General features: G+C 51.3%; 7 protein-coding genes. All 7 read left to right on the top strand.

The genetic code is table 11. From position 1 onward, the window contains the following. Positions 1-45: 45 nt before the first annotated feature. The 7 genes from DL94_RS0103895 (at position 46) to DL94_RS0103925 (ending at position 12790) form a co-directional block, all read left to right on the top strand. Positions 46-2961: an insulinase family protein gene (locus DL94_RS0103895; protein ID WP_028129011.1), complete on the top strand. Its 2916-nt coding sequence runs from the start codon at positions 46-48 to the stop codon at positions 2959-2961. Positions 2962-3063: 102 nt separating this feature from the next. Next, positions 3064-4287, top strand: a complete 1224-nt coding sequence (locus DL94_RS0103900; protein ID WP_028129012.1) for a L,D-transpeptidase family protein — start codon at positions 3064-3066, stop codon at positions 4285-4287. 34 nt (positions 4288-4321) lie between these two features. Then, positions 4322-6934, top strand: coding sequence for a DNA polymerase I (gene polA, locus DL94_RS0103905; RefSeq protein ID WP_028129013.1), 2613 nt, complete (start codon positions 4322-4324; stop codon positions 6932-6934). 1 nt (position 6935) lies between these two features. Beyond that, a complete protein-coding gene (gene mutM / locus DL94_RS0103910) occupies positions 6936-7760 on the top strand; it encodes a bifunctional DNA-formamidopyrimidine glycosylase/DNA-(apurinic or apyrimidinic site) lyase (RefSeq protein ID WP_028129014.1) in 825 nt (274 codons plus the stop codon). Positions 7761-7765: 5 nt separating this feature from the next. After that, positions 7766-8374: a dephospho-CoA kinase gene (coaE, locus tag DL94_RS0103915; RefSeq protein ID WP_028129015.1), complete on the top strand. Its 609-nt coding sequence runs from the start codon at positions 7766-7768 to the stop codon at positions 8372-8374. Further along, the gene (locus DL94_RS0103920; RefSeq protein WP_028129016.1) at positions 8358-8969 is read left to right on the top strand and encodes a lytic transglycosylase domain-containing protein; all 612 of its coding nucleotides are present in this window, start codon (positions 8358-8360) and stop codon (positions 8967-8969) included. Before coaE ends, DL94_RS0103920 begins: the two co-directional genes overlap by 17 nt. An 8-nt stretch (positions 8970-8977) precedes the next feature. Beyond that, positions 8978-12790 (top strand): PolC-type DNA polymerase III, encoded by a 3813-nt coding sequence (locus DL94_RS0103925; protein WP_028129017.1) that lies wholly within the window; start codon positions 8978-8980, stop codon positions 12788-12790. Positions 12791-12856: the final 66 nt, after the last annotated feature.

Here is a 12856-nt window from a genome sequence, read left to right on the forward strand (position 1 = left end):
TTGAAGTGCAAAGTAAACTTATGTTTGATATACAGGAGTGATTTTGTGAAGATAAATGACCGTATACATGGTTTTAAAGTAATAAATCGCAGTGAAAGCAAGGAGACGAGTTCAGTCGCATGGACTTTTGAGCACGAAAAAAGCGGCGCCCGTCTCTTTTTCTTGGAAAATGATGATGACAATAAAGTCTTTTCCATCAGTTTCCGTACGCCGCCGGTTGATGATACCGGTGTGGCGCATATCGTGGAACATTCCACCTTGTGCGGCAGCCGCAAATATCCCCTGAAGGAACCATTTGTGGAACTGGTCAAGGGTTCTTTAAATACCTTCCTCAATGCCATGACCTATCCGGATAAAACGATGTACCCGGTGGCCAGCCGTAATGACAAGGACTTCCAGAACCTGATGGATGTGTATCTCGATGCTGTATTCTATCCCTATATGCTGGAAAATCCCCAGGTGCTGATGCAGGAAGGCTGGCATTATGAGATTGAAAAGCCGGAGGACCCTCTGGTGTACAGCGGCGTTGTATATAATGAAATGAAGGGCGCACTGTCGGCACCGGACGATTTGCTCGAAAGCCGGATTATGGCAGCCCTGTATCCTGATACTACCTATGGCTATGAGTCCGGTGGTGACCCCGAGGCCATTCCGTCCCTGACTTATGAGATGTTCAAGGACTTCCATCAGCGCTATTATCACCCGAGCAACAGCTATATTTACCTCTATGGTGATTTGGATATCGAGGAAAAACTTGCATATCTCGATAAGGAGTATCTGTCTAACTTTGAACGTATCGCGGTTACGTCGCAGATTGAAAAACAGCAGCCTTTTGCCGGTTTGCTGCGGCAGAACCTGCAGTACCCGGCCAGCCCTGATGAGGACACGGCCGAAAAATCCTTCCTGTCCCTGAGCTGGGTTATGGGCGACTCCCTGAACCTGCAGGACGCTATGGGGCTGGAAATCCTGGAACACGCTTTACTGCGCACGCAGGCTGCGCCCCTGCGCAAGGCACTTATTGATGCTCAGCTGGGCAAGGATGTTGATTCCAATTACGAGGAGGATATTCTGCAGCCGTTCTTCAGCATTGTCATCAATAATTCTGAAGTAGACCGTGCAGATAAGTTCTATAATATTGTTTTTGACACCTTGAAAAAACTGGCGGATGAAGGCATTGATAAAACTCTGCTGGAGGCCTCCATCAACCTGCTCGAATTCCGTTTGCGTGAGGCTGATTTCGGTTCTGCACCCAAGGGACTTATCTATGGTATCCGCATTATGCGTACCTGGCTCTATGATGGTACCCCGGAAGATGTACTGGCTTACGAAGATATCGTTAAGGCCATGAAGGAAGGCTTGAACAATGGTTATTTTGAAGACCTGATTCGCCGTTACTTCCTCAACAATCCGCATGCTGCCCTGCTGACTATGGCCCCGAGCACGACGATGGCCGCAGAACGGGAAAAGGCGCAAGTTGAGCTTTTGGCTAAGAAAAAGGAAAGCATGAGCGCTGACGAGCTGCAGGAACTGGTGGCCGCTAATAAGGCCCTCAAAGAACGCCAGCAGAGTGTGGATACGGAAGAGGCACTGGCCAAGATTCCTGTACTAAAACTTAGCGACGTGCGGCAGAAAATATATGACCTGCCGCTGGCAGAACGTGATATCGCCGGCACTAAGGTTCTCTTTAGTGATGTAGATACGCATGGCATTACATATTTAAGTCTGTTGTTTGATGCAGCAACTGTGCCGCAGGAAGATATCCAATATGCTTTCCTGCTGAGTGAACTCCTGGGCAGTGTAGACACGGACAAGCACAGCTATGCGGAACTTGCTAATTTGAAAAATCTTCATACCGGCGGCATTGCTTACGATATCGTCACCTATACCAAAAAAGATGAACCTGATTCCAGCGTGCCCAAGTTTAAGATTAAGGCCAAGGTCCTGCGGGAAAAAATGCCGCAGCTTTTGGAACTGCTGCAGGAGATTATTCAAGGCAGCTGTTATGGCGATGAAAAGCGTATCCGCGAACTGCTCGAGCAGGAACAGTCCACGATTGAGCAGAATCTGCAGCGTTCGGCCCATCAGGTGGTCAGCTCCCGTCTGGCCGGGTATCTGACTCCGGCCGGCCGTTATGCAGATGAAGGCGGCCTGCCGTTCTATCCCTTTATTAAGGAGCTGCTGGCTGATTATCCTGCCAAACTGCCGGAATTGCATGCAAAGGTTACGGAAGTTGCCCGTAAAATATTTACGACCAGCAACCTCATTGTGAGCGTAACTGACAATGAGGAGCATTATGAGGAATTTGCCGCCAAATTTGCCGCTTTCCAGGAACAGCTCAGCCATGAGGAATATCCGGCACAGGCATATCACTGGGATTTGCAGCCTAAAAATGAAGGTCTTACGTCCTCGAGCCGCGTGCAGTATGTGGGCAAGGGCGCAAACTTCCTGAAACTTGGCTACAAGTTTACGGGCACCATGCATGTATTGGAAACCATGCTGCGCTATGATTACTTCTGGACGCAGATTCGCGTTTTGGGCGGCGCTTACGGGGCCCTTACCAGCTTTAACCGCAACGGCATGATGTTCTTTGGTTCCTACCGTGACCCGAATCTTACTGAAACCTTGGCGGTCTTTGACGGAACAGCAGATTATGTACGCAATTTCACCGCCTCGGAGCGTGAAATGGATAAGTATATCATTGGGACCATGAGTAACATTGATACGCCGCTTACGCCGCAGATGAAGGGCGCGGCAGCTGCAACCTGCTGGCTCCGCGGGATTACGGCCACTGACCGGCAGAAATCCCGTGACGAGATTTTGGCAACGCGGCAGGAAGATGTCCGCGCTATGGCTGACCTCATCGACAGCTGCATGCATGAGAATGTCCTCTGTGTGTTCGGCGGCCAGGAAAAGATTAACGAGCATAAGGACGTTTTCGGTGAGGTGCGCCCGGCACTTTGACGGGAGAAAAGCCCCATTGAAAAAGCTGTCTGTTAATGGTAGGATATTAAGGTGACAAGTCAGATTGACATGTCAAATTCAGGAGAGAAAAGAGAGAAAAAAATGCTCAGGAATATTTGTGCAAGTGTGTTAGGTTCGCTTATCTTAGCCGGGAGTTTTACGCCCGGGGCTATGGCGGCAACGGCTGCCAGTGAGGTACCGACCTTTGCTGACGTTATGGTACAGCAAAAAGTCCCGGATACGGCCTCTCCCAAGATGGAGAATAAGAAACAGGAAAATGCTGCGCCTGCTGCACCGGCTGCGGCCAATATGGAGGACCTGCGGATTTCCATAAATCTGGCAGCCCGTTCGCTGGCGGTGTTTGCCGGGGAGGAAAAAATCCGTTTGTATCCCATAGGACCGGGGACGGCATATACGCCGACGCCGACCGGCTACTATAAAATCCGTTCCAAGGACGTAAATCCTTCGTGGATTAACCCGGAAAATGGCGATGTGATTCCTTCGGGGCCGTCCTGCCCCTTAGGCTATCGCTGGATGGAGCTGCAGGGCAACTATGGTATTCACGGCACCAATAAGCCGGAATCCATTGGCCATTATGTGTCCAATGGCTGTATCCGCATGCTGGAAAGCGACGTTGAGGCCCTGTTTGACCTCGTGAAAATCGGCACGCCGGTAGAAATTACCTACAACCGCGTAGTGGTAGAAAAACTGGCCGATAACAACGTTGTTTACTATATCTATCCGGACGGTTATGGCTGGCAGAACATCAGCGTGGCAGACGTCAATAAGTGGCTGGCCGGCTATGGTGTATCCGGGTTTGTGACCAATGATGAAATCGAGGCTAAAATCAATGCCTCCGATGGGGAACCTACTTATGTTGGTCAGGTTTACCCCCTGTTCGTCAATGGTGTAAAAATGAAGAATAAGGCCGTCATCAAGAATGGTGTGACTTACCTGCCGGCAATTGACCTGGCTGACGCCACCCATATTGACCTGGGCTGGAACAACAAGACACAAAAACTTATCAGCACCGTGGGGGTAGCTGATGGTTTTGACAAGAAGGACGTTCTCTACTGCAAGCTCGATGGTGCAGCGACGCTCTTCAAACTGACCGGTCAGGTGGAAAATGGCAGCTTTATATTGAAGAACATGCCGCAGGCTGTGGAAAACAAACAGCAGCCGGCAGATAATAAAGCCGAAAAGCCGGCCGTCAAAGTGGTGACTGACCCTGTAGCTCAGGAAATGTCCCAGAACAAGAAAGCTGTTCAGGCTGACAGCCAGGCACAGGTCATTAAACAGGATAGCAGGAAACAAACGACCAAATAATTAAACACAGGCAACAACCAAGGGAGGAATAGGCTTGAGCCAGCGTTTTGTGATTTTAGACGGCAGCAGCCTTATGTATCGTGCTTTTTATGCACTGCCGCCGTTGACGGATTCCCGTGGCGAACCAACTAATGCAATTTTTGGCTTTTCCAATATGCTCACCAAGATTATGGGGGAGCTACAGCCGGATAAGCTGGTAATTGCCTTTGATAAGGGCCGCCAGACCTTTCGTACTGAGCGCTACGCTGAGTACAAAGGCACCCGGGACAAAACACCGGAAGAGCTCCTCGCCCAAATTCCGCTGCTGCATGAATTTGCAGCAGCTTTTGGTATTTCATTTATCGAAAAAGAGCGCTATGAGGCCGATGATATCATTGGTACGCTTAGCACTCAGGCGGCAGGAGCAGGTCATGAGGTAATGGTAATCACGGGGGACCGTGATGCCCTGCAGTTGGTGCGTCCTAATTTGCAGGTCCTTTTGACCAAGAAGGGCATTTCAGAGATGAAAACCTATGATGAGGCCGCCTTCAGGGAGGAATACGGCTTTGAACCTATCCGGCTGATTGACTTAAAGGGGCTGATGGGGGATACGTCTGACAATATTCCCGGAGTGCCGGGAGTAGGGCCCAAGACAGCCAGCAAGCTGTTAATTGAATATGGTACGCTGGAGGAAGTACTGGCGCATATTGATGACATCTCCGGCAAAAAACTTAAGGAACGGCTGACGGAAAACAAAGAACAGGCCCTCATGTCCAAGGAACTGGCCACTATCGAATGCAATGTGCCGGACCTTACGCTGGACTGGGAGGCTTATGCTGTTACCCCGGACCATGTGCGCATGCAGACATTCTGTGACCGTTATGAATTGCGGGCGGTCTGGAAAAATTTCGTCAAGCTCTATGGTGAAGGTGATACGGCCCCGGTCTTAGACTTTTCGCAGACGGCGCCGGAAACTATCGACCTGACCAGCAAGACCTGGACGGCAGCGGAAGTTACAGAAAAGCTGGCGGCAGCTGAGGCTTTGGCCATAAGCGGCATTTTTGCCGGCAAGGCTCCCTTTGCCAAACTAACCGGTGTGGCCTTATGCACCCTGCCGGCCCATGAACACGGTTTTGTAACCGCTGAGGGTGAACCCTATGAAAAACTGCTCGCCGTTTTAGGCAGTGTGCCAACAGTGGCACTTAGCGGCCTTAAGGCCTATTATCAGGCAGGCTGGCAGCCGGCAGAAAATTACCTCGATACGGAACTGGCAGCTTACCTGCTGCACCCCGAGTCCAACCGTTATCAGGTCGAGAATCTGGCGCAGGAATATCTGGGACAGACTTTGCCGGAAGGGTTGACAGACGCACAGGAAAAAGCTGTCTGGGAATCTGATATTTTGGCTGAGGTACAGCAGATGCTGACAGCCAAATTGCAGGAACTTGGCATGCAGGAACTGTACAGCAAAATTGAACTGCCACTGGTAGAAGTACTGGCCAGCATGGAGCAGAAAGGCATTTATATCAACCGTCAGGAACTTGATAGCAAGGGGCAGGAATTAAGCGCCAGATTGGACAGCCTGCAGCAGGATATTTACACGCTGGCCGGCCGGGAGTTTAATATCAATTCGCCCAAGCAGCTGGGGGAGGTCCTGTTTGAGGACTTGCAGCTGCCGCCGGTCAAAAAGACGAAAACCGGTTATTCGACCAACGCCGAGGTTTTGGAAACACTGCGCGCTAAACATCCTGTGGTGGAACTGGTGCTTAATTATCGTACCCTTAGCAAGCTGAAATCCACGTATATCGATGGTATGCGTGACCTGATTGGTGATACCGGGCGTATCTACACCACTTTCAATCAGACGGTGACGGCAACGGGCAGACTGTCAAGCTCTGACCCGAACCTGCAGAACATTCCCGTGCGTACCGAAGAAGGCCGTACGATACGAGCCCTGTTCGAGCCGGGTGAGGGGTATGACTACCTGCTGTCGGCTGATTACTCGCAGATTGAACTGCGCATTTTGGCGCATATGTCTGCTGATGAGCGCTTTATCGACGCTTTTGTGCAGAATCAGGATATCCATGCACGGACGGCCGCCGAAGTCTTTAATGTGCCGCTTAACGAAGTTGACAGCACTTTGCGCCGTCATGCCAAGGCCGTAAACTTTGGTATCGTCTATGGTATCAGCGATTTTGGCCTGGCCAAGGATTTGCATATCGAAAAGAAGGAAGCCAAACGGTATATTGATAATTATTTTGCACGCTACACGGGGGTTAAGGCTTTTTTGGACAAGACCGTGGAGCAGGCTCATCAGGACGGCTATGTAAAGACCATGTTTGACCGCCGCCGGGAACTGGCGGCCATTAACAGCCGCAACTTTATGCAGCGTTCGCTGGCTGAGCGCATGGCCATGAATACGCCGATACAGGGTACGGCGGCCGATATCATCAAGCTGGCCATGATAAGTGTGTATAAAGAACTGCAGGCAGCCGGGGTAAAAAGCCGGATTCTCCTGCAGGTGCACGATGAACTGGTACTGGAAGTGGTGGAGTCCGAAATGGACAAGGTGCAGGGCATATTGAAAAAGGCGATGGAGCAGGTAGTAAAACTCTCCGTGCCGCTGCTTATCGATATGCATGCCGGTAAGAATTGGGCGGAGGCGAAGTAAAATGCCGGAAATGCCAGAGGTGGAAATAATCCGCCGCTATTTGGATAAAATGGTGCAGGGACAGCAGATTATGTCTGTGGATATTGTCCTGCCCCGTATGATAAAATGGCCGGAACCTGAGAAGTTCCGGTCGCTGGTAACAGGCCAGCGCATTGAGTCGATGGTCCGCCGGGGAAAATACCTGCTGATGGAACTCACCGGCGGCCGGGAAGTCGTTTTTCACCTGCGCATGACAGGCCGGCTGGTTTACGAGCCGGAAGGCGTTAATCATGACAGCCATGCCAGGGTTATCTTTAAACTGGGCAACGGAGCAAGTCTAGTCTATGGTGATACCCGTACGCTCGGCACAATTCATGGCCTGCAGGCCGGGGAACGCTGGCGGCTTAAGGGCTTATCGGAAATGGGACCGGAGCCGTTAAGTGATGATTTTACTGCGGAATATCTGCAGGGTGTGGCCCAAAAACGCAAGGGTGCGATAAAATCATTTTTGCTCAATCAAAAATACATCAGTGGTATTGGCAATATCTATGCCGATGAGGCCCTGTTTTTAGCCGGGATTCATCCCCAGCGTCCGGCCAATATGCTTACGGAAACGGAGTGCCGCAAGCTGGCAGCTGCAGTAAATGAAGTCATTGCTGCCGGCATTGCCGATGGCGGTACGACTTTCCGGGATTACCAGAATGGAGCCGGGGGCAAGGGCGGTCATCAGGAACATCTCTACGCCTACGGCCGCACGGGGCAGCCCTGCCGTAAGTGCGGCACGCCTATGGAGCGTATTACCGTTGGCGGCCGGGGGACGCACTTTTGCCCCCAGTGCCAGGAGTGATGAGTATGGCGAAAATAATTGGCCTGACCGGCGGCATTGCCAGTGGCAAGAGCACAATTGCGGCATATTTTCAGTCCAAGGGCGCAGCCGTCCTTAGTGCCGATGACCTGGCCAGAACCCTGGCAGAGCCCGGAGGCGAGCTTTATCAAAAGTATGTCGCGCATTTCGGCCAGGGGATATTGCTGCCGGAAGGGACGCTGGACCGCCGGGCTATCGGCAATATCGTCTTTAGTGATGAGCAGCAGCGCCGCTGGCTGGATGAAACGAGTCATCCGGTTTTACAGGCGGCAATGGTAGAACAGATACAGGCGGCCCGGCAGAAAAATTTTCCTGTAATTATCCTTGATGTTCCATTGCTCTTTGAGGCCGGATGGGATAAAATGACAGAGGTAAGTTGTTTGGTTTTTGTGGACGCCGCTGTACAGCTTGAACGGCTGATAAAACGCAATGGCTACACAAAGGCAGAGGCCTTAGGACGCATTGCTGCCCAGATGCCGCTGGCTGAAAAAAAACAACGGGCCGACAGCTTGATTGATAATAATGGCAGCCTGGCCGAATCATACAACCAGGCTGATAAACTTTGGAAGGAGTGGACCCATGCAGGACTTTCGTGACAGGGTCCAGCGTAACAGACGCATTCAGCGACGCATGGCAACCTGCTTTTGCGTTGCTTTATTTATTTTAGGTATAAGCCTTAGTGCTTTTTGTATCCTGCAGTTTGAGCCGGTGCAGCGCAAGTATTTCTATGTCTATCCCTATCATGATACGGTGATGAAATATGCGGAACTATATCATGTGGACAGCAATCTGACGGCGGCGGTAATCAAAAGCGAGAGCAAATTCAAGCACACGGCCAAATCCCATCGCGGCGCGGTGGGGCTGATGCAGCTCATGCCGGAAACGGCGGCATGGATTGCTGACCAGCTGGATGATAAAAACTACAGCGTGGAGAGCCTTCATGAACCGGACCGCAATATCCGCTATGGAACCTGGTATCTGGCGGAATTGCAGCGGGAATTCAAGGGTAATGATGTACTGGCACTGGCCGCTTACAATGCCGGCCGGGGCAATGTGCGTGCCTGGATGGAGGAACGCCATTGGACGCTGAATTTTCATGATATAGATGCTATTCCCTATAAGGAAACCAGGGATTATGTACGTCAGGTAATTGGTGACCGTAAGAAGTATAAAGAGTTGTATCCGGAGTAAGTGAGTATATGCAGAAGTATCGCATAGTTCCGCAACAAGATAATATGTTTTGGCAGCTGGTGCAGGGCATGACGCTCGATGATGAGGAAAAGACCTTGCTGAAAAATGCGGTTATCCGTCATGTCGAAGTCAGTGTCAAAAACAGCGCCTGGGAAATTGCTTTGACAAGTCAGACGCTTATTCCTGACGCGCTGTTAAAAGCAGCTGCGGCGCAGATTTGCAGCAAGTGTAATTTGCAGGACGTCATTTTCTATCAGGACGTCATTGACATTGAGGATGGCATTCATAAGGTGTGGGCCAAGCTCGTAACGCAGGTGGCCGAGGGGAATCCCACGGTTTTTCAACTGCTCAAGCGTTCCAAGTACACCGTAGACGGCAGCAAACTCATCCTGCATGTGCCCGGGGAACTGGGCGGCGAAATCATGCGCGCGCATGCCGTGACACAGTTGATGAGCCGGGCTATTAAGGACATGCTGGGCTATCGCTGCCCCGTAGTCTGCGAGGCCAGTGAAGAGGTACTGCAGAATCTGGAAGTAGACGACAGCTTTAATACTCCCGAATATCAGGCGGCCGTGCATAAGGAACGCGTGGCTGAATCCCGGGCCGAGTCGGCCAAAGCCACCGATAAGAAACCGGCGGCAGAAAAAGCTGCCCCCAGGAAACGCGAGGACTTGTCCCGGCCAGTGGTGGTACAAAGTGCCGGCAATACCATCTTTGGCACTGGTGTCATGGGCGAGCGCAAACTTATCGACGAGCTGGACGGCGAGACGAAAAACGTCATCTTGGAAGGCTTTATCGGTGAAGGTGCCGGTTCCGGCCTGAAAACCATTGAGTTTAAGACGGGTACCAAACTCCTGACCTTTTGCCTGTCGGATGAGTCTAACGGCATTGCCTGCAAGAAATTCTTCAAAACTGGCAAGGGGCGCAACGGCAAGGAAGAAAACTATGACGAAATAATGAGCCAGCTGAAGGACGGCATGTCTGTCCGCGTGCGGGGCTCGGTGCGTTTTGATACCTATATGAACGAGTACGTGCTCTTTGTGGACTCACTGGCTAAAAAAGAGCAGAAAAAGCGTACCGATGAGGCCGAAGTAAAGCGGGTGGAACTCCATGCGCATACCACCATGAGCGCCATGGACGCGGTGGTATCGGTTAAAGACCTCATAAAGACAGCTGACAGCTGGGGCTGGCCGGCTATTGCCATCACTGACCACGGCGTGGTTCAGGCCTATCCGGACGCGGCCAAAACGGCAGAAAAACTCAATATCAAGGTTATCTACGGCATGGAAGGCTATCTTACCGGGGATGATTTTGAGCAGAAAAGAGCTAATCATATTATCTTCCTGGCCAAGAATCCCAACGGCCTGCGCAATCTCTACCAGCTGGTATCCCTGTCCCATGTCAAATATTTCCATCGTCAGCCGCGCCTGCCCAAGAAAATCATTCAGGAATACAGGGACGGTATAATCATCGGCTCGGCCTGTGAGGCCGGCGAACTGATTCGTGCCATTGTGGAGGGGCAGTCTGAGGAAAAACTGCTTGAGATAGCAGATTTCTATGACTACCTGGAGATTCAGCCCATCCATAACAATGACTTCCTGAAACGCAGCGAAAAATTTCCTAATATCACGACTGATGAAGATTTAATCAATATCAACCTCAAAGTGGCAGAATTGGCCAAAAAGCTGGGGAAAATGCTGGTGGCTACCTGCGATGTACATTTCCTCAATCCCGATGACAGCATTTACCGCGCCATTCTCATGAAAGGCAAGGGCTTTGATGACGCAGAAATGCAGCCGCCCCTGTACCTGAGGACGACGGAAGAAATGATGGCCGAATTTGACTACCTCGGCGAAGAGGCAGCTTACGAGGCTGTGGTCACCAATCCCCGGAAAATAAATGACATGATTGAAAAGTTCAAGCCGATTCCTGATGACTTGTACTCACCGATGATTCCCGGAGCCGACGAAGAAATTCAATCCATGTCCTACAACCGGGCCAAGGCCATGTATGGGGAAAACCTGCCGGAAATCGTTGAGGCACGTCTGCAGCAGGAGCTTAAGCCCATTATCGGCCACGGCTTTTCCGTGCTTTATCTTATCTCCCAGCGTCTGGTGAAAAAATCAAATGACGATGGATATCTGGTAGGTTCCCGTGGTTCCGTAGGTTCGTCCTTTATCGCCACGATGACGGGGATAACGGAGGTTAACCCCCTGCCGCCGCACTGGCGTTGCCCGCATTGCCAGTACAGCAAATTTATTACCGATGGTTCCTACGGCTGCGGCTATGACCTGCCGGATATGGACTGTCCTGTCTGCGGTACACCGCTTATTAAGGACGGCCACGACATACCATTCGCCGTATTTCTGGGGTTCGATGGGGACAAGGTGCCTGATATCGACTTGAACTTCTCCGGTACATACCAGCCCGTGGCGCATAAGTACACGGAAATTCTGTTTGGCAAGGACAACGTATACCGTGCCGGTTCCATTCAGACCGTGGCTGATAAAACGGCCTTTGGCTATGTGAAGAAATTCTTTGAGGAAAAGGGTGTTAAAAAGCACATTTCCTATATCGACCGGCTGGCACACGGCTGTATGGGCGTAAAGTCCACAACCGGCCAGCACCCGGCCGGCATCATGGTTGTGCCCCGGGATATGGACGTACATTTCTTCACACCCATTCAGCACCCGGCTAATGATATGAACTGCGGCACGATTACCACGCATTTCGATTACCATTCCATCAGCAGCCGTTTGGTTAAGCTCGATATTCTCGGACACGATGACCCGACCGTAATCAAAATGCTGGAGGACCTGACCTGCCGCGATCCGAAAACGATTCCCTTCGATGATGTGGCCACGATGTCGCTCTTTTACTGTACTGACGCGCTGGGCGTGACACCGGAGGAACTCGGAGCAACTTCCGGCACCTTCGGCATACCGGAGTTCCGTACACCGTTTACGCGGCAGATGATTGACGACACCAATCCCGACGTGTTCTCGGACCTCGTGCGTATATCAGGGTTCTCCCATGGTACCGACGTGTGGCTGGGCAATGCTCAGGACCTTATCCGCAGCGGTCAGTGTACCATTAAGAATGCTATCTCGGCCCGTGATGATATCATGATGTATCTTATCCATCACGGCATTGACCCGCTGCTGTCCTTTAAGACCATGGAAAAGGTGCGTAAGGGCAAGGGCATTGACCCGGAAGTGGTGAAGAAACTGCAGGACGGCGATATACCGCAGTGGTATATTGATTCCTGTCAGAAGATAAAATACCTCTTCCCTCGGGCGCATGCCACGGCTTACGTTATGATGGCTTACCGCATTGCGTTCTGCAAGGTTCATTATCCATTGGCTTATTATGCGGCTTATTTCTCAATCCGCGCCGATGAATTTGACGCCAACGTCGTTGCCAGGGGGCAGGAATATGTTGGGCAGCAGATAAAGGAACTGGAGGAGATTTCCAAGGAGAAAAAACTCGACGCCAAGCAAAATGCTACGCTGATTGTTCTGCAGCTGGCCTGGGAAATGTACCTGCGTGGTTACGACTGCGAAAAGGTGGATATCTACACCTCGGATGCAGAAAAATTCGTTATCCACGAAAAATCCCTGCTGCCGCCGCTCGCCAGCCTGGCCGGCATGGGCACAAAAGCCTCCCAGAGCATTGTCGAGGCCAGAAAAGATGGTATTTTCACCAGTATCGAAGACCTGCGCCGCCGTACCGGTATTTCCAAGACCAATATCGAAATACTCCGCGACCACGGCTGCCTCGACGGCATGGGCGAATCCGACCAGATTGCCTTGTTTTGCTGATGTCTGACATAGACAAAAAAGAAGGCTTTTGCTAAAATATAGTATTGGGTAACAATTTACTAAAGG

This window comes from Selenomonas sp. AE3005 (assembly GCF_000686945.1).
Taxonomy (GTDB): Bacteria; Bacillota; Negativicutes; order Selenomonadales; family Selenomonadaceae; genus Selenomonas_A.

Coding starts and splice junctions, on each gene's coding strand:
- DL94_RS0103925 (WP_028129017.1), top strand. CDS start 8,978: ATGCAGAAGTATCGCATAGTTCCGCAACAAGATAATATGTTTTGGCAG.
- DL94_RS0103900 (WP_028129012.1), top strand. CDS start 3,064: ATGCTCAGGAATATTTGTGCAAGTGTGTTAGGTTCGCTTATCTTAGCC.
- DL94_RS0103920 (WP_028129016.1), top strand. CDS start 8,358: ATGCAGGACTTTCGTGACAGGGTCCAGCGTAACAGACGCATTCAGCGA.
- mutM (WP_028129014.1), top strand. CDS start 6,936: ATGCCGGAAATGCCAGAGGTGGAAATAATCCGCCGCTATTTGGATAAA.
- coaE (WP_028129015.1), top strand. CDS start 7,766: ATGGCGAAAATAATTGGCCTGACCGGCGGCATTGCCAGTGGCAAGAGC.